Origin of the sequence: Pedobacter sp. P26 (genome assembly GCF_050632135.1) — a bacterium.
GTDB lineage: Bacteria > Bacteroidota > Bacteroidia > Sphingobacteriales > Sphingobacteriaceae > Pedobacter.
Map to the genome: position 1 here is coordinate 2,954,611 of NZ_CP192574.1, position 22,391 is coordinate 2,977,001.

20 protein-coding genes are annotated in these 22,391 nt (G+C 38.7%); 2 read left to right on the top strand and 18 right to left on the bottom strand.

Annotated elements, in window-relative coordinates; translation table 11 throughout:
• Positions 1 to 4 precede the first annotated feature (4 nt).
• The 5 genes from egtB to ACQ86H_RS13815 are packed head-to-tail and all read right to left on the bottom strand — an operon-like array spanning position 5 to position 5,061.
• Entirely contained in the window at positions 5 to 1,153 is a 1,149-nt protein-coding gene (gene egtB / locus ACQ86H_RS13795) for an ergothioneine biosynthesis protein EgtB (RefSeq protein ID WP_431295199.1), read from the bottom strand.
• Positions 1,153 to 2,724 carry an ABC transporter permease/substrate-binding protein gene (locus tag ACQ86H_RS13800; RefSeq protein ID WP_431295200.1) on the bottom strand — a complete coding sequence of 524 codons (1,572 nt, stop codon included), beginning with the start codon at positions 2,722 to 2,724 and terminating at the stop codon, positions 1,153 to 1,155. The genes egtB and ACQ86H_RS13800 overlap by 1 nt, the downstream gene beginning before the upstream one ends.
• The gene (locus tag ACQ86H_RS13805; RefSeq protein WP_431295201.1) at positions 2,717 to 3,370 is read right to left on the bottom strand and encodes an ATP-binding cassette domain-containing protein; all 654 of its coding nucleotides are present in this window, start codon (positions 3,368 to 3,370) and stop codon (positions 2,717 to 2,719) included. Before ACQ86H_RS13805 ends, ACQ86H_RS13800 begins: the two co-directional genes overlap by 8 nt.
• The gene (locus ACQ86H_RS13810) at positions 3,345 to 3,677 is read right to left on the bottom strand and encodes an ATP-binding cassette domain-containing protein (RefSeq protein ID WP_431295202.1); all 333 of its coding nucleotides are present in this window, start codon (positions 3,675 to 3,677) and stop codon (positions 3,345 to 3,347) included. The genes ACQ86H_RS13805 and ACQ86H_RS13810 overlap by 26 nt, the downstream gene beginning before the upstream one ends.
• Position 3,678: 1 nt before the next feature.
• Entirely contained in the window at positions 3,679 to 5,061 is a 1,383-nt protein-coding gene (locus tag ACQ86H_RS13815) for a mercuric reductase (RefSeq protein ID WP_138821243.1), read from the bottom strand.
• Positions 5,062 to 5,240: 179 nt separating this feature from the next.
• Between ACQ86H_RS13815 and ACQ86H_RS13820 the strand changes: the two genes are divergently transcribed.
• Positions 5,241 to 5,375, top strand: a complete 135-nt coding sequence (locus ACQ86H_RS13820) for a hypothetical protein (RefSeq protein ID WP_256377617.1) — start codon at positions 5,241 to 5,243, stop codon at positions 5,373 to 5,375.
• A gap of 393 nt (positions 5,376 to 5,768) precedes the next feature.
• On the opposite strand, the gene ACQ86H_RS13825 is transcribed toward ACQ86H_RS13820, so the two are convergent.
• The 13 genes from ACQ86H_RS13825 to ACQ86H_RS13885 form a co-directional block, all read right to left on the bottom strand.
• Complete coding sequence (locus ACQ86H_RS13825; RefSeq protein ID WP_431295203.1) at positions 5,769 to 6,143, bottom strand: hypothetical protein; 375 nt, start codon at positions 6,141 to 6,143, stop codon at positions 5,769 to 5,771.
• Positions 6,140 to 6,775, bottom strand: coding sequence for a SatD family protein (locus ACQ86H_RS13830; RefSeq protein ID WP_431295204.1), 636 nt, complete (start codon positions 6,773 to 6,775; stop codon positions 6,140 to 6,142). Before ACQ86H_RS13830 ends, ACQ86H_RS13825 begins: the two co-directional genes overlap by 4 nt.
• Before the next feature lie 645 nt (positions 6,776 to 7,420).
• Positions 7,421 to 9,667 carry a M1 family metallopeptidase gene (locus tag ACQ86H_RS13835; protein WP_431295205.1) on the bottom strand — a complete coding sequence of 749 codons (2,247 nt, stop codon included), beginning with the start codon at positions 9,665 to 9,667 and terminating at the stop codon, positions 7,421 to 7,423.
• A 10-nt stretch (positions 9,668 to 9,677) separates the two neighbouring features.
• On the bottom strand, positions 9,678 to 10,862 hold the full coding sequence (locus tag ACQ86H_RS13840; protein ID WP_431295206.1) for an NRAMP family divalent metal transporter: 1,185 nt from the start codon (positions 10,860 to 10,862) through the stop codon (positions 9,678 to 9,680).
• Complete coding sequence (locus ACQ86H_RS13845) at positions 10,859 to 11,620, bottom strand: 5-oxoprolinase subunit PxpA (protein ID WP_431295207.1); 762 nt, start codon at positions 11,618 to 11,620, stop codon at positions 10,859 to 10,861. Before ACQ86H_RS13845 ends, ACQ86H_RS13840 begins: the two co-directional genes overlap by 4 nt.
• Entirely contained in the window at positions 11,601 to 12,614 is a 1,014-nt protein-coding gene (locus ACQ86H_RS13850) for a biotin-dependent carboxyltransferase family protein (RefSeq protein ID WP_138821237.1), read from the bottom strand. The genes ACQ86H_RS13845 and ACQ86H_RS13850 overlap by 20 nt, the downstream gene beginning before the upstream one ends.
• On the bottom strand, positions 12,595 to 13,356 hold the full coding sequence (gene pxpB / locus ACQ86H_RS13855; protein WP_138821236.1) for a 5-oxoprolinase subunit PxpB: 762 nt from the start codon (positions 13,354 to 13,356) through the stop codon (positions 12,595 to 12,597). The genes ACQ86H_RS13850 and pxpB overlap by 20 nt, the downstream gene beginning before the upstream one ends.
• A gap of 147 nt (positions 13,357 to 13,503) precedes the next feature.
• Entirely contained in the window at positions 13,504 to 13,737 is a 234-nt protein-coding gene (locus ACQ86H_RS13860; RefSeq protein WP_431295208.1) for a hypothetical protein, read from the bottom strand.
• Positions 13,725 to 14,798 (bottom strand): ATP-binding protein, encoded by a 1,074-nt coding sequence (locus ACQ86H_RS13865; RefSeq protein WP_431295209.1) that lies wholly within the window; start codon positions 14,796 to 14,798, stop codon positions 13,725 to 13,727. Before ACQ86H_RS13865 ends, ACQ86H_RS13860 begins: the two co-directional genes overlap by 13 nt.
• Before the next feature lie 116 nt (positions 14,799 to 14,914).
• A complete protein-coding gene (locus ACQ86H_RS13870) occupies positions 14,915 to 16,531 on the bottom strand; it encodes a Na+/H+ antiporter (RefSeq protein ID WP_431295210.1) in 1,617 nt (538 codons plus the stop codon).
• Positions 16,532 to 16,677: 146 nt separating this feature from the next.
• Complete coding sequence (cysM, locus tag ACQ86H_RS13875) at positions 16,678 to 17,550, bottom strand: cysteine synthase CysM (protein ID WP_138821233.1); 873 nt, start codon at positions 17,548 to 17,550, stop codon at positions 16,678 to 16,680.
• An 11-nt stretch (positions 17,551 to 17,561) separates the two neighbouring features.
• Positions 17,562 to 18,374: a serine O-acetyltransferase EpsC gene (epsC, locus tag ACQ86H_RS13880; protein ID WP_431295211.1), complete on the bottom strand. Its 813-nt coding sequence runs from the start codon at positions 18,372 to 18,374 to the stop codon at positions 17,562 to 17,564.
• Positions 18,375 to 19,208: 834 nt separating this feature from the next.
• Entirely contained in the window at positions 19,209 to 21,725 is a 2,517-nt protein-coding gene (locus tag ACQ86H_RS13885; protein WP_431295399.1) for a DUF7133 domain-containing protein, read from the bottom strand.
• Positions 21,726 to 22,126: 401 nt separating this feature from the next.
• On the opposite strand from ACQ86H_RS13885, the gene ACQ86H_RS13890 reads away from it, so the two are divergent.
• The gene (locus tag ACQ86H_RS13890; protein ID WP_168202429.1) at positions 22,127 to 22,297 is read left to right on the top strand and encodes a hypothetical protein; all 171 of its coding nucleotides are present in this window, start codon (positions 22,127 to 22,129) and stop codon (positions 22,295 to 22,297) included.
• The last annotated feature ends 94 nt before the right edge of the window (positions 22,298 to 22,391 follow it).

Consider the following 22,391-nt stretch of genomic DNA (forward strand, 5'->3'; position numbering starts at 1 on the left):
GATTTTATTTTGCCAGGCGTATGCCCGTATATTGCCATCTTAATTGCGGATGAAAGAAATTTCGATAAGTAATGCGTGAATGATTTTGCGGAGTAGCTATGGATGCCCCGCGAAGTACTTTTTGATTGACCATAAATTTGCCGTTATATTCACCAATGGCCCCTGGTGCTTTACTAAAACCAGGATAAGGGAGGTAAGCACTTTCAGTCCACTCCCACCTTTCGCCCCAATTAAAGCTTTTTGCCGCCACTTCCCATTCAAATTCGGTAGGCAAACGCATGCCTCGCCAGCTGGCATAGGCATAAGCTTCGTAATAACTGATATGACTTACCGGCGCTTCAGGATCGATTGGTAAAAGTCCGCCCAGAGTGTAATTAAACCATTCTTCATCAATTAAGTGCCAGTACGTGGGTGATGTGATGTGGTTGGTTTTTACCCAATCCCAGCCTTCTGCATGCCAATAATTAAAATTTTCATATCCGCCTGCTTTGATAAATTCTAAAAATCCGGCATTGCTGACTAATGTTTTACTGATGGCAAAATCATGCAGGTAAACTTGATGTCTGTTCAGTTCATTGTCAAAGCTAAAACCCTTTCCTTCATAACCGATTTCGTAAATTCCGGCTGAGATATCGATCAAACCAGATTCATTTTCACCTGCTAGTACTTCTTTTTTGTCTTTAGTGTAAACAGGAAATAATGGATTATTGCCCAGGATATATTTAATATCGGTTAATAACAATTCCTGATGCTGCTGCTCGTGGTTAAAGCCTAAAACCAACAATTCCTTAACTTCATCTTTTAAGGGTGCTGTTAAAAAAATTGTCATGGCTTCATCCACATAAGCCCGGTATTGGTAAATTTCATTTACGCTTGGGCGGCTTAAATTGCCCCGGTCGGTACGGATTACCCGATTGCCAACGGTTTCATAATAACTATTAAACACGAAATTATAATCATCGTTATATGTCTGATAGTTACCCGAAAACGGCTTCAATATAAAGGTTTCGAAGAACCAGGTGGTATGTCCCAAATGCCATTTAGGTGGACTTACATCTACAACAGGCTGCACCACATAATCTTCAGTTTGTAAAGGTTCACAAATCTGCTCGGAATATTTCCGAATCTGTAAGTATTCTTCTAGCAGTGTCATTAATTTTTATCTAAATAATTTTTGAGGTCTGTGATGCTATTAACATGTAGTTCTTTTGATTGTTTTTGCCGCATCATTAAAGCATAAGAATTGTTAAAACCGATTGGTTTGAGCCATTTGATTTTAAACTTTTTCTCAAATTCAGCACTTACATAGTTGTACGTTTTCTCTTTATCGTGCGCCATTTCCTTTGCAATTTTTGGATTTGGCTGCAACAAAACGAGAAGACCTGTTCCTGTATACTCGGGGTAAAAGTCGATCTGGTCGTTCATGAGTGCATCAAAACAGATTTTCGTTCCGCCCAATCCGGTTTTAGTCGCTACATCGTAATCTGTATTTCCTTTAATCAGCATGCTGTACATTTCGGCAAGAATATATTGTTCGCCAAAAATCTTCGAACCTATACGCACGGTACCGTTATGGCCATTTTTAGGCGCTTTGTACAAGCCATTGCTGATCAGGAAATCCTTCGCCACCCGCTCCGGCTGCTGATGAAGGTGATCTGTTCTATAATTCAGATCGGTCATAATCGAATCTGTAATTTTCCCGGAGAGTAAATTCAGGGCTTCTTCCAATTCGGGGAATTGTTTTAAAGCTTCATCACGAACAATTGGTGCAGCATAATAGGGCGGAAAAATATTCTTATCGTCTTTTAAGATTTTCAGGTCAAAAGCTTTTAAACGGCCATCAGTAGAATAGCCGCTGATTACGTCCAGTTCCTTTGAAAAAGCGGCTTTGTACATCACCGCATCGCTGATCACGATGGTATGGATTTTTAAACCATAAGTTGATTTTAATCCAAGATCGCCATCCTGCCTGCCCATAAATTCGGGAGTAAATCCGGCTGTTAATGTAGCGCCATAAGCGGTTGGTAACGCATAAAAACCGCCCAAAATCAAAATCACAACAGGGAAAACGTACAATGCTTTCCTTAACTTTTTAAAATCCATTTTTTGGATCAAGGAAAGTAAAGCATCTAGTATAATGGCCAATAACGCAGCAGGAATAGCTCCAGCCAAAATCATATTGGTATTATTGAGCGATATACCGCCAAAAATAAACTCACCCAGGCCGCCTGCTGCAATAAATGAGGCTAAAGTGGCCACACCTACATTAATTACTGTTGCGGTACGGATACCAGCTAAAATAACAGGCATAGCAAGCGGCAATTCTACTTTTAATAAAATCTGGCCTTTACTCATCCCCATGGCTCTGGCAGCTTCTTTAACATGATGATCGATACCAATAATACCGGTATAAGTATTTCGGATAATCGGTAACAAGGCATAAATAAGCAGTGCAACAATAGCCGGTTTGGCACCGATCCCTAAAACCGGGATCATAAAACCCAATAAAGCGATACTTGGTATGGTTTGCAACACACCTGCAATGCCCAAAACCGTTCCCGAAAGTTTTCGCTTTCTGGCAATTAATATACCTAAGGGTAAACCGATGGCAATAGCCAGGATTAAAGAAATAAAGGTTAAACCTACATGCTGTAAAGTTTGACTGAGCAGTTTATCAGACTGCCCTGACATAAATTGCCATAGGGTTTGCTGTTGCTCATTCATGCAGCTGTGCGTTTTGGTATTGGTTAAATCCTTTGGTTAACTGCTCGAAATTGATCGATTTGATTGCTCGATCAGCGCCCGAAACGAAAAGCTCAGACCGGTCGTTATTCCTTAATAATTCCATGGCTTCCCATATACTTAAATCAGCAGATTTACTTTCCTCTTCATGAATGGTTTCGTTAGGTAAATAAGGCCAAATATCCTGAATATTAATTATTTTAAACTCTAATGCCAGCCTTTGCCCAGCGAGGAAGTTCTGTGCGAAATCGTTTATTGGCCGATATAATAATTCTTTGGGTGTTCCGATCTGAACTACCTCTCCCTTATCCATTAAGCAAATCCTGTCTGCCAGTTCAAAAGCTTCCTGAACATCGTGTGTTACCATCACAATGGTTTTTCTTTTCAACTCTTCAAGTGCTTTAAATTCTTTTTGGATACTGGTGCGGGTAACGTTATCTAATGCTCCAAAGGGCTCATCCATTAACAATACTGATGGATCGGTAACCAACGCACGGGCCAGTCCTACACGCTGCTGCTGTCCGCCACTTAACTCATGCGGATACATTACCAGGGTATTTTCCGGCAGATGAAGTTTTTGAATCAGCTCCCGAATACGGCTTTTAATTTTTTCCTTGTCCCATTTCAAAAAGTTTAGGTACAAGCGCAATGTTCTCCGCAATGGTATAATGCGGAAAAAGACCAATATTCTGCATCACATAACCTATCCCCTTGCGCAATACATCAGGATCCTGATCGGTGATATTTTTATCATTAATAAAAATCTGGCCTCCATCGGGCTCAATTAAGCGGTTGATCATTTTTAAAGTAGTGGTCTTACCGCAGCCACTGGTACCCAACAATACCAACGTTTCCTTTTCGGCCACACTAAAAGAGACTTGCTTTACAGCGTCAATATCTCCAAATTTCTTGCTTATCCCTTTTAATTCGATCATATTATTTCTCGAGTTTCATAAATAAGTTATTCAGCGATTCGGTATAGGTAGGGTGCGCAAAAACACAATACCTGATCCTGTCGTAAGTAATACCACCCTCCATTGCCATTTGCAGAACAGACATAATTTCTCCGCCTTCTGAAGCCAGGATAGCAGCACCTAGTATCTTTTTGCTGTCGGCATCTACAATTGCTTTCATAAGCCCCAATGTTTCGTTTGTTTCGATACCGCGCGCAACATTCGACATTGGCAGAACGGCAACTTTATAATTCAATTTCTTCTCTTTTGCCTCTTTTTCTGAAATACCTATCCGTCCCAGTTGAGGGTCGGTAAACATGCAATATGGCATGGGGCGGTCCTGAATGGAATATTTTGTCCCTTCAATCAGGTTACGGTAAACAATGGTATAGTCATTATAGGCAATATGGGTAAAGGCAGGACCACCTTTTACATCACCCAATGCATAAATTCCTTTGATATTGGTTTCCAGCTTTTCATTTACAAGCACATAGCCTTTGTCATCGAGTTTTACTCCACAATTTTCGAGGCCTAAATCAGCGGTTTGTGGTATGCGTCCGGCTGCGATTAATACATGACTTGCCGTAATTTTCTTCTTTGTCTTACCTGATTGGATTGAAAGATGAAGTTGTTTTTTATCCTGACTGATTTTATCAATCTTCACATCCGTAATAATTTCGATCTTTTCATCGGTTAAGATTTCCTTAAGGGCCGACGAAATATCCTGGTCTTCTTTAGCTAATATGGCTGATGATTTTTCCAAAATGGTTATGTTACTACCAAAACGGTTAAACATTTGCCCAAACTCCAGCCCAATATAATTGCCACCAATAACCACCAAATGCTCTGGAACCGTTTCTATATCTAAAATTGTTGTCGATGTAAGATAATCAATCTGATCCATTCCTTCTATATCTGGTATGGCAGTTTTTGCTCCGGTATTGATAAAAATCAAATCAGCAGTTACTTTTTCTTCACCACCATCGTTAAGGGTAATGGTTAATTCTTTTTCAGCGCTGAATTTTGCCGATCCGAAAATGAGCCGGAGTCCTTTGGTATGATTTATTCCCTTTTCTGATGATGCTCTAAACTGTTCTACAATATCATCTTTACGCTGTTTTATTTTCTTGAAATCAATTTTGACCGATCCAATCTCAACACCTAATGCTGATGCCTTTTTAGCCTGATAGATGGCCCTGGCAGAAGCAACCATGGCTTTTGTTGGGGTACAGCCATCGTTTATACAGGTGCCGCCAACCAATCTTTTTTCGATAATAGCTGTCTTTTTGCCCGCTTCGGCAATTTTTTTGGCTAATGGTGTGCCCGCCTGCCCCGCTCCGATAATTATCGCGTCGTAATGTTTCATGGATAGGATTTGTTTTGTTGTAATAATAACCTGAATAAGCAGATCAATGTTTGACCAGGAATAATTTATTCTTTAACTGGAATATTATTAAATTTTAAATAAAAAAGTTACAAACTATATTCAAAAATCTACGTTGAATAATTGTAGATATTAAATTGACAAACATAAATCCCTAATTCATGCAAACTCAAACAACAGAAAATACAAACCTTACCGTTTTTATTCAGGATGATACTTCTATTGAAGATAAGAGAGAAATGGTTTTAACCAGTTTATTGGATGATTTGAATAACCAAACTGAGTCTTTTAATTAGTACCGTTCCTCAATTACCTCCCACGTGTCGTCATTTTGAGCGGAGTGCAACGCGGTCGCGAAATCTGTCTAGATAGATCTCTCCATTCCACTGCGTTTCCGTCGAGATGACGGTAACTTCCAATTCGATCGTGTAAAAAGCATCCAAATGAGATTAAAAAAGAGAAGAGCAGACAAATTAATGTTTGTGTCTTTCCTTTGAAAAAGATTTTAGTTGGTTTACTAAAGGGTTTTAACAGCCTTTAGGCAATCTTTTATAAGCAATTAGGATCCTTAAAAGCGTACCAATATTTTGGATAATATCAAATGAAAATTTGAATAGTTTAGATAAGAAAAATGACCACTTTAGTTAATTGAATTAGTAAAAACAAATTAATTTAATTTTTCCAATTACTTATTTATTTAAGAAATGATCTAACCCATTTTCAATATCTGCTGCATGATTCCAGATATAGACGTAAAATAGAGAAACTGTTACAGAAACCATATTACCAATTAAATAATAACTATTAAACTTTTCTGTCTCCCCTGTTTTATCATCATGTTTTAACCTCGTTGCCAGCTTCAATGCGCTAAAAAAAGTTAATGCATGAGGAATACCATTAAACATAAAAATTGTCAGAAAGAGACGTTCAATGGATCCTTTACTAATGGATTTCATATCTATTTCTGACTTTTTATAATACTGCTGGGCAATTAGCGAAAACAAAAAAGCAAGAATGAGCTCGCATACTATTATAAGTATGGCTATAGTTAAAATTAAGATCATGGTAATTCTGATATGTAATTTATTACGGATTTAATTGAAAAGTACTCCTCTATTTTAAGACTTTTTTCTCTTTTCCATATCTGAGAACGCGTTTTTCCCAATTCTTCCGCAACAAGCTTATAATCCCTTAATTTAATAAATTTGGTAATCAGATCATAATCCTTACTGACTTTCCAATCATCAACAATACTTTGATATAAAAACATACTATTTACTAATGCTTCACTTTTAGGTTCATTTTTAAGATTAAAACAATACCTAACGTTAGAGTTTTTGTGTGTTGTCAATGCTTCACGGGCTTGAGTTAATCCATCACCGAGCATTTCATAAGCAATTTTTTTATTAATTGGTGTATCAATTACTCCTTCAACCAATACAAATCTTAATTTAAATCCAGCATTAAGACGAATAATTTTTTCCTCAATAAAAAACATCAATTTCACAGCTGCCTTAGCATTATTAACTATACCTTGAAATTCGTCTCCCAAAGTGATTGTCAATGGAGATAGCATTAGCTTTTCATTTTCGTGATTAGTCTCGCTTATTACTTTTTTAAAGTTACTCATTAGCTTATTCTGATCGCTTCTTCTGCTATCGACTATATCTGCCATTAATATAAAATAGTCTTTCATATTATTTTTATATAAATACTATATCAAATATACTGAAATATCTAAATTTATTTCAGTATTAATGAAATAAGTATTAAATTGCTTTAAAAAGTATTGATTGATAAAGTAATTTTAGAGGAATTATAAGGGAAAGAGAATTCAATAGAAAAATCCAATCTAAAAAAGATTCGTAATATTAGAAAAGAAGATTAATGTATGGCAAGCAATTCTAATTCCTCAAAAAAAGGGCAAACAAATTCATGTTTACCCCTTTCAATCTAAATTAACGCTCTCGCGACAAAAGTATAAATTCTTCTTAAACCTATATGTAACAAACTTATTTAATTAGGTGTTAATGCATGATGTTCTGTGCCCGTCGAAGGTTATCGGTGGTCTGCAAAATTTTATCCTTTAATTTGGGGTTGTAAGCAGGATGTGATTTTAAGAAGTCCATAACAACTGCATTTGCTTCTTTGCTGTTATAACCAGAGAAGGTAGCGGCTAACCACGACTGCGGAAAAAATATATCTCCTGTTTTCTGTATTTCTACTAATAAATCTAAGCTCTCTTTCAGGTAATGAATTGAGGTTTTTTGCCTGACAGGATGATGCAGATAAGCCAAAGCCGTAGTTACCCATGCTTCTTTTTGTCTGTTTTTCCGGTCTTTTAAACCATTAAAAAAAGATCCCTTTCCTTAACATCTAAAGATAATGCAGGCATTAAATAAATTAACCGGTTTTTACGGTCTTCATTTTTTGTCCGCGATAACTGTTCTTTCAGGATGGTATTAACCGTATCGGTTTTAAGCACTAAAGTTAAAGCCAGCGAACTGTAATCATCTTCCTGAAGTTTCACGCCCGCCGGCGCTGATTGTTTCAGCCAGATATCATATAAACGTTTTCCTGCTTCAGGGCTTTGGTAAATGTTCTGGTAAGCATTGAAGAGTATTTTCTTATTATTTGCAAGAGGCTCTTCTGTTAAGGCATTCCAAATGGTTTTCTCCATCAAAACATTAATTAATTCCCGCTTATCTGCCTTCAGGAATGTCCAGTAAATATTGGTCATATAACCTGTAAGTAAACGCAGATTCATTTCGTTTTTCTCCACCGTAATTCCTTTAAGCAATATCACCAGGAGTTCATAAGGCTTAAAACCTTTGCCCAAAAGCATATTTTCATAAGTATTGATATAAGCAGATGCCCGTTCCAAAGGGTCGGCAATATTATAAACATCAGCCGCCATCCTTTTATCGACGGGAAAGAGACCATAGCCTGCCCCGTTCGCATTAAATAAGATATATTGAGGTTTTGCAAGACCTCTTGCTTCTGCAACAATCGTTTTTGCTCCCATCGCATTAACGGTCAAAAATTTGCTATATGTAGGATAAACCAGCTTCAACGAAAAAGATTGCGGCCATACCCTTTGCCCACCCACTTCACTGGTTTGACTTAGGCTTAAATCACTAATTTTATCTCCTTCATATTTAATTTCATAAGTAAAAGCTGGTCTGCCAGCCTCATTTACCCAAACTTTGTTCCAACTATACAAATCAGTTTTAGTGTATTTGCTTAAAATGGCAATCAGATCGTTCCATGTAGCATTACTACAGGCGTATTTTTTCAGGTATTCCCTGATTCCTTTTTGAAAGTTCACTTTGCCCATTAACAATTCCAACTGACGCATCATGATAGGTGCTTTATGGTAGATGATATTTCCATACATCGATCCGGCTTCCTGTAAGTTATCCAATTGCTGGCGGATGGGATTAGCACCCAATGTTCTATCCACTCCATAGGCTGCCGGATAGTGATCTTGTAAAAACTTAAGGTCGAAAGTGCTTTTGCCCATCAGCTTTTCGGTTACTTTATCGGCCATAAAATTGGCAAATACCTCTTTCATCCAAACATCATTAAACCATTTCATGGTAACCAGATCGCCAAACCATATATGTGCTGTTTCATGAGAAATCAGATTGGAACGCGAAATGAATTGATCTTTAGTTGCACCCTGATCTAAAAACAATGATGATGCTTTATATTGCACTTCACCAGGGTGCTCCATACCGCCAAACTGAAAATCAGGAATGCTGACAAAGCCTATTTTCTGAAAGGGATATTTGATTGCGGTCCAGTCTTCCAGAAAATCGATGGCCTCGCGGTGGGCTATGAAAATAGAATCGACACTAAGTTTGATTTTGGCAGAATCGGTTTCGCGGTGAAGAAATTCCATTTCACGGTCTTTCATTTTCTTATTCAGGTAAGTATATTTTCCAGCCGTAAAGGAAAATAAGTAAGTTGGTAATTTATCCGAATTTTTAAAATGGTAAGTTGTAACTTTATCCTGCACAATCGAATCTTTCTGAATTGCATTACCCATTACTTTCCAGTTAGTTGGAACGGTTAACGAAAGTAAAAATTTAGCCTTTAAATCGGGCTGATCAAAACAAGGGAATACTGTTCTGGCATGATCGGGCACAAAAAGTGCATACAAGAAATCCTTATTCCTGTTCAGCGACTCATTGCCAGCGATAAAACCAATTTCGATACGATTGTTACCAGGTTTTAAATACTTTTGATCTACGAGGATATGCTCGTTTTTAAAATCGATGGTTATGGCTTTCCCATTAACAGTAATCGATTTCAAATGATCAGCATTTTGCTTAAAGTCAATTTGTAAATGATTTGATTTAGTCAACTTAAAATCAATACTTTCTGTTGAATAAATTGGAGCTGTTTGTTCAGCAGGAATAATAAAGTGAAGCTGATACTGAATGTTACTGATGCTGCTACTTCGGGCATTTGCCAGTGCAATAGAAACCCCTGGCTCAACTGCTATTTTTTGCCCTGCCTGCTGCGCATAACAGGTAGAGCTTAAAAGAAAGAAAAGGCTAAAATATTTTGTGATGCTGTTCATTGTATAATGTTTATTCTCCGTTAATCATTTGTAAAATGGTTCCGTAACTCATCCAAACCATGGTAATTACCACAGCCAGGCCAGTTAGCGTTAACCAGATAGGCTGCCTGTAATTCGCAATTATTTTTGTTCTGTATGCTGCAATAAGCATTATCCCCAAGGCAATTGGTAAAATAAAACCGTTGATTGCACCAACGGCAAGTAATATTTTAACGGGCTTACCAATCAGGATAAAAATAATGCAGGAAATGGATATAAAGGCAATAATGATTTCCCGGTTGAATTTTAAAATGATTGGATGGAAACTTTTGATAAACGAGATAGAAGTATAAGCCGAACCTACTACCGAAGATATTCCTGCCGCCCAGATCACTACACCAAAAATCTTATAACCGATTTCTCCACTGGCCAGTTTAAATACCGATGCTGCCGGGTTGGAAGGATCTAAAGTAAAACCTTTACTCACTACCCCCAAGGCAGCAATAAACAACAATAAGCGCATCACTGATGCGATTCCGATGGCACTTAGTGCACCTTTATTTACAGCGCTCAAATTCTGTATTCCTGTTTCTCTGGCATCCAATAAGCGATGGGCGCCGGAAAAAGTAATATAACCGCCAACAGTTCCACCAACTATGGTTAATACGGCGGTAAAACTAAACTGTGTAGGATTCACAGCCCTTAATGCTGCTTCTGCCAATGGCGGAGCGCTGGTGTAAGCTATAATTAAAGCGAGTACAATTTTAATCAACCCCATGGTTTTGGCAAAAACATCCATGGCCTTACCTGCTTCTTTATAGATAAAAATCCCAATAGCCATAATGGCGCTGATTACCGCTCCCTGCCCTACACTTATGCCAAAAAGCACATTTAAACCTAAACCTGCACCTGCAATATTGCCAATATTAAAAGCCAGGCCACCCAGAAAAACCAGGAAGGAAATGAAATAACCTAAACCCGGGAATACCTTGTTGGCAATATCCTGAGCGGGTTTATCGGCAACGGCAATAATCCGCCAGATATTCAGCTGTGCAATGGCATCTAATATGATCGATAGCAATATTACAAATGCAAAACTTGCACCCAACTGCTGGGTAAAAACGGCTGTTTGTGTTAAAAATCCCGGTCCGATTGCCGAGGAGGCCATTAAAAAAGCTGCACCTAAAAGTACACTCCAGTTTTGTTTTGGCTTCATATTGCCGGGGCTTTAATTACTATACCTTCATTTTTTAATCGCTCAGCTATTAGCTTAGCAAAAGCAACAGCTTGTACGCCATCGCCATGCAAACAAACCGTTTCCGCCCTCACTGCAATACGATTTCCATTTACACTTTTTACTTCCTGCTTTAAAGAAAATCCCAAAACCTGATTTACAGCATCTTCTTTATTGGCAACTATAGCATTATCTGCTGAGCGCGGGGTAAGCAAGCCATCATCCTGATAACTGCGGTCGGCAAAAACTTCTGATGCAGTTGCAAGTCCGTTTTTTTCAGCTTCAACTATCATCTTGCTTCCTGCTAGGGCATATAAGATTAAATTCGGATCAAAATCGTAAACAGCCTGAACAATCGCTTTCGCTAAAACTGGATCTTTTGCAGCCATGTTATACAATGCACCATGGGGTTTAACATGATGTAATTTACCACCAGCGGCGTTTACAAAAGCATTTAAAGCGCCAATTTGATATAAGGTGAGCTGATAGGCTTCATTTGCGGTAATCTTCATTTCCCTACGCCCAAACCCTTGTAGATCGGGCAAGCCGGGATGTGCTCCAATAGCCACCCCTTTTTTGATAGCTAAAGCAACGGTTTTCTGCATTACAGCAGGATCGCCTGCATGGAAACCGCAGGCAATATTTGCTGATGAAATATAATCCATCAGTTTTTCATCATTGGGCATGGGGTAACTTCCATAAGCTTCTCCCATATCACAATTAAGATCGATCATCTTCATATTTAGTATATTTAAGGCTTATCGCCATGGTAATCAATGATAAATCACGTTCACGTTCAAGGTAAAGTCCTTCTGCCTCATCTCTCGAAATTTCAGAAAACTGAATTTCATCGCCAGGTTTTAGCTGGGCACATAAAGGCAAATCGACCGCTGCAACATGGGCAATGCGTGGATAACCACCTGTTGTTTGACAGTCGGCCAGGAGTATAACCAAATGGCCACTCCCCGTTACCTGGATAATCCCCGGAGTTACTGCTGTGCTGAGCAATTCTTTTTTAACCTTCTTTACCAAAGGCTTTCCAGATAAATGATAGCCCATACGGTTACTCCTTAAATCAATAGTATAGGTATTGGTTAAAAACGAAATAATGGATGTTGCGTCGAACCAACTGATCTCATTAGCAAGAATAACCCTAATCTTTTGCCTCTTCTCCGGCAGTAAACTTTCACGCGAAATGCGCCAATTTGGATAGGTTGACGATCGTTTGATCAATTGACTCAATATTCTATTTGATATTTCGCTAAGTACGGGACCACTAACTAAAACATCTGCTTTTTGCAATGCCCTCCCTTTAAAGCCTCCAAAAGCAGCGGTAAGGTAAGTGCTTTTGCTTTCCATTACATCAGGTACATCCCATCCACCGGCAACAGCTAAATAAGTACGCACCCCAATGGAGTTATTCATCAACTTTATAACGGAACCTTTTGAGAAAAACAGCGGCTTTTCTGCAGGCATTAACTCATTATTGTAAACTAAAAATGCGCCATCGCCGGAATATGAAATTAGAATTGGTGTTTCAGCTTTAAATGAAGCATCAGCATAGGTAAATTCAATGGTCGCATCATTATCATCATTGCCAACAGCTTTATTGGCTAAACGGTGAGCCAATTCATCCATTGCACCCGAAACAGGTACAGCTTGCGAAAGATACCGATATCGTCCCATATCTTGTATGGTACTTAATAAACCCGGCTTAATGATGCTGATTTTCATACTTATATTCAACATAGGCATTAAACTCACTCCTGTTAATAGCTTTAAAAGTAATGCGATCACCTCCTTTTAAAAGTGATGGCTGTGACCGGTTTACATCAAACATCTTTAATGGCGTTCTTCCAATAATCTGCCATCCACCTGGTGTTTCCATAGGATAAACACCGGTTTGGTTGCCTGCAATACCTACAGATCCGGCGGGAATTTTAGCATTAGGAACCTCTTTTCTAGGAGTTGATAATCTGGTATCCATTCCGCCCATATAAGCAAACCCTGGCACAAAGCCGATCATAAAGATAGTATATTGCCCTGCGGTATGGATATCGATTACCTCAGTCTTGGTAAGGTTGCTGGCACGGGTCACTGTTAAAAGATCCGGGCCAAAATCGCCTCCATAACACACCGGAATAACCAGTTGACTAGCTATTGCATTCGATTTTTCTCTTTCTATTTGTGCAATTTTATTTAAATGTGCTGATACCTTTTCGAAACAAACCTCTCCAGGAAGATCTGACAGCATTACACATAGGGGATCAAAAAAAACAGTTAAGGTAGTATAGGCAGGAACTGTGGTAATTAAACCAGAAAAGGGATTTTGCAAAAGCAATTGATTAAAATCGTTAATCAGGCTCAATAGATCGTTATCAATTGCTGTTCCGAATGTTATTGTAACCGATTTTTCGCTCAACCCATAAATTTTTAAGGGGATTTTTGTCCCAAAATATCCTAACTGCTCATTCATACAAAAACAGTAAGATTTATTAATAAATATTCTTCATCATACGGGCCTGACAGCTAAACTGCCGCTATAAAAATGAAAATATATTATCAAAATAGCAAAGATTTGAATAATAGGATACCTAAAGCTGAATTTATCAGCATCAAATTACTAAATCATTGATAATTTTTCCGTTAGTTCAAGGCCTTTAATCAATTGTAATAACTCATCCTGCTCTTCGGTTTCTAATTCGATCATGCCATTGAACATTTCAAAAATTTCATCACGGAGGTTAGAACGCATTAAAAGATCGATCAGGCGTACAATGGTTTTCTTCTGGTCGGTATTTAAGCTACTAAACAGTTTAGGCTCTATTTCATATAATGCCTTAATTAAATTAACCAATGCGGGTTTTCTTGACTTTTTTCTATCTCACTGGCATAAACCGGAAATATCTCATCTTGTTCGTAACTTTCAACCAGGCTGTTGGCATATTCTTTTAAAAATGGTTTACGTTTACTTTTAAGATATTCGGTTAATGATTTAATCAAAAATCTATATTCAGGTGAAGATTTAGCTGCACCAAATATGGCCACCTGCCCTTCATTTTCGAAACTCTTAAAATCGAAATCACGAAAAAAATCACTGTCGATATAAACACTATGAAAATAATCGTCGCTTTTTTTATTTAAAGTAGTGTAATCTTTATAAATTTCTTCTCCACCGGCCAAAAAATAGTACTTAGAGAGTTCTTTGTGCAGGTTTTCTTTCCAATGAACATACTTAATCTTAAAAGTAACAGCGGTATCGGGATAAAAAAGATTAAACTCTTCTATGCTTTTAATATTGCTGCTAAAATCCAATGCTGCGCCATTTACAATAATTGAATAATTTTTATGCTTATTCAACTCTATAAACCAACAGAATTCGTTTATCAAAAAAGGAAGTACTGTTGTTTCTATATCTTGTTGACTGATCCTCAGATTAGTAAAAGAAACAGTTGTTCCAGTCTCGCCGGTATTGCCCGGAACGGTGGAAAAATCGTGGCTATAACTGTTTAAACCACCTGTATTAATGTGTATTTCTCCATAACAAAACCCTTGTTCTGATTGGTAAGTGGTTTTCCAAAGGGCATCATGCGCAAAGGTAAAAAAGGTAAGCCGACCTACGCCATTACGACCATGCATTTTGGAGGTATGCTTTGGCGCTATAATCTGAATAGATTTTTCAGATTCGAAAAACGGATCGAACTTTTGTTGTAAGCGGTCGAAATTAATTCCATAACCATTATCGGCAATAGTTAACTGCTCTAAAAGACCAAGCGAATTGGCTGCATAATCTATGCGAATAGTATCCGCATTAGCATCGAAACCATTCCAGATGTACTCAGCAATGGCCTGCCTTTCATTGTAGTTTTTAAGTACCTTTTGTATTCCCTTTGAAGTGATATTAACCTTTACCGACATGTTTACTAAATTAATTAGCAAATATATCATTATATTTTAATCATTTTGGATGTTAGCTATAACGAATTATCTACATCGCATTAAATGGCCAATTTTTGGAAATAAAATAAGTCTGATTATATATCCCGCTGACTAAAATGCCTTCGAAGTTTTTCTTCTTCCAGATCGAGCAGTTCTAATTGTTCTCTAATCAACTCATCATTAATCTGCTCTTTTTTATTTAGCCCTTTTAACAAAATACGCTGTTCAGACATAATATCTTCCAATGCGATACGGTAGTCGTGGTAAAAGTCCTCAGATCTTGAAATGTTCTCTTCTTTTTCCCAATCTCTCAATAATTCCATCTCGGCTTCGATACGGATTTTGATCGACCTGATCATATCGTTATGTTCTAACGCATCATGGTATTTTTCGTCAAGAATTTTAAGTGATAACATGGACAATTTCTTTCTTACCATCTGTTTTTGCTGTTCAAAAGAAACGGTATAATCGGGATCTGGCATATCTACCCATTTAATTAGTGCAGGCAATGTTAAACCCTGTAACACCAAGGTTACCAATATTACACTAAAGGTAATGAACAAAATCAGGTTGCGCTGAGGGAAAGCTTCGCCAGATTTCAAGGCTACAGGGATAGAAAGTGCTGCAGCCAGAGATACTACACCGCGCATACCTGCCCAGCCAAAAAGTAAGGGTGCTTTCCAGCTTGGATTCGGATCGGCCGTTGTAATATACCGGCTAATGAAACGTGTAAAATACAAAGCGCCGTAGGTGCTGGCCAATCGCACCAGAATTAGTACCAAACAAATAATGGCACTATAACGGATAGCAGGCAAAAGACCGCTTTTCCCTAAACCGTTGATAATAACGGGAAATTCTAAACCGATGAGTAAGAAAACAAAACCATTCAGTACAAAAGCTACGGCTTCCCAAACATTAATGCTTTGCAACCGGCTTCGATGGGTCAGGATTTGATCCCGACGGGCTGAAAGAAATAAACCTCCACTCACCACAGCCAATACGCCGGAAAAATGAAATTCCTCTGCAGTCATATACATCACGTAAGGCGTTAAAAAAGTAAGGATAATATCTACATTGGTAGTAGTGGGTAACCATCGGTGTAAAGCGTAAAAAACAAGTGCTACTGCGATCCCAACCAAAATCCCCATGACAATCACCACTACAAAATTGCCGGCAGCTTTGCTAAAGACAAAACTTCCAGTCATTACTGCAGCCAATGCAAACCTGAATACAACCAAACTGGATGCATCATTCAATAAACTTTCGCCCTCCAAAATAGTAGTGAGCCTCTTAGGTACCTTAACATTTTTGAGTATGGCCGATGCAGATACCGCATCTGGTGGAGAAATGATCCCACCTAACAAAAAGCCCAGGGCCAGGGTAAAGCCCGGAATTAAACTACGGGAAATTAAGGCAACAACTGTTGAAGTAAAAATAACAATGGGAAAAGCAAAACTACTGATTACCCTGCGCCACTTCCAAAAATCTTTCCATGAGGTATTCCAGGCAGCTTCGTATAATAAAGGCGGTAAAAAGATTACAAAAATGAGTTCTGGTTCTATTTCAATATCCTGAAGGATCGGCAAGAAACTCAGGGCTAAACCTGCGATGACCAATAAAATGGGATAAGCGATGCGGATTTTTTGCGCCAGCATTACCACAAAAAGAATTATTGCAAGTAAAAAAGCGTATTGTATAATGAGTTGATGCATAAATTTTGGGCTTGGTCTAAAATACAAATTTGAAGTGAATGCCAAACCATTAAGATTAAATAGAAAAACCCTTTGAGATGGAAGCCATTACTCAAAGGGTTATATACTTTTATTAAAGAAAGCGCGGCAACATTAATGATTTATGCTTAACCAAAAAGATCGCTGCTCAGGTAGCGATCTCCCCGGTCGCATGCGATAAAAACGATGGTTCCCTGATCTAATTCACCGGCAAGCTTCAAGGCAGCCGCACAGGCACCTCCCGAGCTCATGCCCGCAAATAAACCTTCTTCTTTAGCCAATCTCCTCGACATCATTGTGGCTTCTTCCTGCGCAATGTCCATCACACGGTCAACCCGCTCCGGTTCGAATATTTTTGGAAGATATTCTGTTGGCCATCTTCTGATCCCTGGAATGGAAGCCCCTTCAGTAGGTTGACAGCCTACGATCCGGATATCCTTATTTTTTTCTTTAAAAAACCTCGAGCATCCCATAATGGTGCCTGTTGTTCCCATAGAACTTACAAAATGTGTGATCTGCCCTTCGGTATCTCTCCATATTTCTGGTCCGGTTGTTTTATAATGAGCCAGATAATTATCTGGATTTGCAAATTGATTTAATAAAAAATACCCTTTTGAAAAACCTTTTTCTTCTGCATAATCGCGGCAATCTTCAATACTTTCCAATAAAGTTACCTTTGCGCCAAAGGCTTCCATGGTTACCTTACGCTCGCGGGTAGAATTTGCCGGCATCACCAATTCAATTTCTAAATTATACAAACTTGCAATCATGGCCAATGCAATTCCGGTATTACCACTTGTGGCCTCCACCAATTTAGTTCCGGGGGCTACATCACCGCGTTCTATTGCACTTCTGATCATGTTGAGCGACGCCCTGTCTTTAACACTACCGCCCGGATTATTTCCTTCTAATTTGGCAAATACCCTTACAGCCGGGTTAATATTCAGCTTTTGAAGTTCGGCCATTGGTGTATTTCCAATCAGATCGATTATTCCTGCCATATTTTAATATATTAATTGGTGTCTTTATGGTTTCTAATGGTAACTATCGGTGAATGATAAGCAGTAGAAAAAGCAGGGATACTTTCGGTAAGCCATACGTTCCCCCCGATGATACTATCATGCCCGATGACGGTTTCGCCGCCCAGTATGGTCGCACCTGAATAGATAACTACCCTATCTTCTACCGTTGGATGGCGTTTGCTGCCCGCCAATGTTTTTTTAACACTCAAAGCACCCAGTGTTACCCCTTGATAAAGTTTCACATAACGGCCTATTGTACTGGTTTCTCCGATAACAATGCCAGTTCCGTGATCAATATGAAAGTATTCGCCAATACTGGCTGCTGGATGGATATCAATACCTGTTTTAGAATGAGCGTATTCGGTCAGTATTCGTGGAACAAGAGGTATACCGAAATTATAAAGCATGTGGGCAATTCTGTAGAAACAGATGGCGTAAAAACCGGGATAAGTCCTGATGACTTCGAACCTGCTCTGCGCCGCCGGATCACCTTCATAAATAGCCAGAATATCGGTATTTAATAAGCGGTAAAGCGATGGCAGCTCTGCAAAAAACTGACCTGCTGCATTTTTACACTCGCTGTTCCTTAATTTACAACTTGCCGAAATAATATCATAAAGTTCGAGTTCTAAAGCCGATACCTGCTCTTTAACTTCCTCAACCGTTGAAAAGGCCTTAGCAGCATTTTCAGGAAAAAGTACCTGGATCAGTTTCTCTGCCCATTGCGATATTATTTCATTCGGCGGTATATTGTGCTGCTCAAGTGGGTTTTTAAATATTTGCTCAAAAAAATGGTTATCCATAACTGGTGGTCAAGCCTGGCCGATCTGCTCATCGACTAGATATATAGATTTAATCGCTAATGTAGGTTTTGTTTTTTTAAACCAAAACAACTCGTTGAGTTTTATTATAAAAATTGCCGGGAAATAACAAAAAAGTCCCGAGTCGGAAGTTGATTAGCCTGGAGCATTGGGAGTTTGGTGTAGAGCGATTTGTATAATTAACTATTTGTTCGGTTTGTCATCCTGAGTGGAGTCGAAGGGCTGGTAGATCGTTTGGAGTAGATTGATTTGAACAATAAATGTGAGTGACAACGATTAATTTACGCGTGAAAATCTCCTCGGGTTACCGTTATTTCGAGAAGAATTGCTACCTGTACCGATTTTACATCGGTAATACAGTCGATACCCAGAAGGCTCTGCGAAGCTAAATGTGTCTGGATAGATCTCTCCACTTCGCGTTGCTCCGGTCGAGATGAGGCCCCCTCTACAGCGGACCAATGAACTAATGACTAGTGAACAAATCGCCAATGAACCAACGACTACTCCTTCAGGGAATAAGAATAACCTAATTTCTCAAAACAAGACCAAAATGGCAATGTTACCAATATATGGTGATTACTGGGGAAACGACTATAAAAGAATTAGATAAGATTTATATCGGAGAGGAAATCACTTTTGATAAAAAGTCTGGCCTGGTATACCGTATTGCGATTTTTAAGTCGGTAAGTATTTCCAGTTATATCTTCCAGTTGGTTAACGGGGAAATTGTTATTATTCGCAGGAACCAAGTTTAGGATCTCCATTGTATAAAAAAGCATTTCCGATCGGTTTTACGACCGGAAATGCAAACACTTATTATTTTTTCTGTTCTGATAAAAAGGTAACCAAAGAGGCAAGTTCTTCGTAAGACAAAGAGTTGGCCAAACCTTCTGGCATCATTGAGTTTTCCATTTCTTTACGTGATAAAATATCACCTGCTTTGATGGTAAACACCTCACCTGCAATATTACGCATTACTACTTTAGCAGCCGTTTCTTCGGTAATAAATCCCATATAAGTACGGTCCCCCTTGGCAGTAATCATTACCGTGGCAAAACCCTGCGATATAGAAGCGCTAGGTTTTAAAATCGATTCTGCAATCTGTTCGCGGTTCATGATCGATCCGATCTGTCCCATAAACGGACCTTTCATTTTTTCCGTTTTGCTTAAACTATGACAGGCGATACAACCCTGATTGTTAAAAATATTTCTTCCTTTTAAAGGATCGCCCTGCAATTTATTAATGGCCAACAATACATCTTCAATAGATGATTTACCAACCTGACCTTTTTTATTTTTGATTTTTTCGAGATCAATTTTTGGTTCTTCAGTGGCAGCTACTTTTTCTTCTTCGGCAAATTCTGCGATATCCATTCTCTGGCGCGAATTTAAATCAACATAAAATTGTTTGCCATTAGCACCGGCTTTTGCCGCTTCTTCCTTTAAAAATTTCTCAATCGCAGGTGAACCTTCCCAACTTACCGCCTTAAAATAAGGACCGTGCGAATCAGGCCTTGTGCCCCACCACCAGGTCGCGTCGTAAGCAATTTCTTTTTTATACAAACGACCTAACGTAACCAGGATCTGCTGTTTCAATTTCTCATCTGTTGATTGTTTGTAGTTAGCAATTAAGCCATTAACCACTTTTTCATCATGCATGTAACGCAATGCCCAAAGTGCAAGCGTTGAGTTTTCTGTTTTAACCGCAGCGAGCAGGGCATCAACTGCATTGAGCTCAACTAAAGCACGTACTGCAAGGTGTGGCAATATAATGGCTGCATTTGGCGTAGCATGCGGACCTTCAGTACCTTTTGCAGGCGCTGTAAATGAAGCGGGCACCTTGGTTTGTAAAAGCACATTGGCAACTTCTGGTCTGCCTAAACGGTTTAAACCAATAATCGAAGCGGCCTGAACACGCGGTGAAGCATCTTTTAATCCTTCTAGAAACGGTTCAACAGGCACTTTGCTCACGTAGGTTTTACGATCGGCAAGTGCTTTTAAGGCAAACTCTTTTAAGGCGTTATCTTTGGTAAATCCGATTAAAGTTTCAATACCGTTTTCTTTGGTCAGCTGAGCATAAGTATACAGGCCAGCGATACGAACATCAAGCGCTAAACTTTGATCGGAAGCAGTTTTTAATGCCGTTTCAATTGCCTGTTTATTGTTACGTGAAACCAATTCCTGCGAAGCAGTTAAACGGCCTACTGCACTATTCGATTTAAGTAACTCAGTTAATTTTTTAATGGAAAGTTTTTTAGCATCAGGAAAAGCTTTGTATGTCCAATTGTTGGGCACTGCGCGAATAATGTAGCCTTTATTCGGACTGCCAGAATACCCTGCCCCATCCCAAGCCGACAGGTATAGTCTTCCTGAGCCATCTACATCAAGATCAGTAATTTGAGCAAGTTTGATAAATTCTTCATCCTTTTGGGTAAAAGTAGGCCCGTCAGTTGTAACCCTGTGGATATAAAGCATGCTTCTGCCCCAATCTGCCATCATCGGAACATGATTATATTGCTCTGGCCAGCTAGGTTCATCCATAAACAATGCTCCGGTACCCGATCCTCCGCCCAAATCAGCTAATGCAGGAATAATTTCGTCGGTAAAATTCTGAAATAAAACCGGGTAACCATATTCTCCAGATTGTATATGGTGCGAGAAGCGAACGTTCCATCCTCCACCATCATTAGTATTTTCTCTGGTGAAAACGTTCATGTAAGGATCAATAGCTACATCATAAACATTCCGCGTACCGTGGGTATAAATTTCCATTTCGGTCCCATCCGGGCGTACACGTAAAATACCACCACCTAACATGGTCAGTTTTTTACCCGAGCGGTCTACCGCATCGTGAAAACCAAAATCGCCTACAGAGATGTAAATCCATCCATCAATCCCCATTCTTATACCATTGGTGGCATGATCGGTACCGCGCTCGCGAATATATTTGGCATTACTGATGTGCTCAATAAGCGGTTTTTCTGGTCCATCGGCTTTTCCATCACCGTCTTTATCTTCAAAAACAACTAAATTCATGCCTGTAGCTTGTTTTGTTTCTTTCGAAAAAGTAGTATGCAATACATAAACCTGGCTGCCTTGAACAATAATGCCTCGTGGATTGTCCACTTCGGCAAAATCGATATGTTCGTCCATTTTACCATCGTTATCCTTATCTATCAATTTAAGGATATGTCCTTTACCAGGATCTTTACCTAAAGAGCCCATCATATCAACACCAACATATACTTCTCCGGTAGGTGCTACTGCTAAACAGGCTGGGCTAGGAGTAACATCGGGTCCGGCAAAATTGGTGATTGTTAGCTCGGGGGTGATACACGTTGTATCTCTGGTTCACTAAAAAAGTTTTTTAATCCAAAAAAAACTAGCGTAAAAGAAATTAAGCTTAAAGAAAATTTAATCATTTGTGTGTTATTGTTCCTGGTTAGTTTGTGTGGGGTAAACTTACAAAAAATATAAATTCCTAATTGCCACAATTTTGTGTTAATTGGACGGAACTCTTTAGAAGATTTTAAGAATCAGCAAGCATTGCATATAAAAGTAGTCTGGATGCAAAATAAATTGGTCATACAGTAATAATCCCAGTAAATTAATAACTAAAAAGGATTGAAAGCAATCAATTTTCAGAAATAAGTAAATTATCGCTATTTCTATTTGGTAAACAACAGATATTTTATTATTTTTACTAAATACAACATTCATTAAATCAGTACGTTATGAAAAATATTTTTTATTTCTTCCTGACTGCCCTGATCTCCTCCATTGCGTTGATACTTACAAAGGATTCATTTGATCCCGAATTGGTTTATAGCACAGTGGTGTTAATATGGATTCTGTACATCTGGTACCATATTTATGCTGCTGATAAGAGGAATTACAGCGAGTAGCTTGTGTCTTTATTAAATTATATATCCTGCAAAAATTGTGCGGGCTAAAAGTATATTGTCTTATATTTTAATCTCATAACCCTCCGTCACCTTC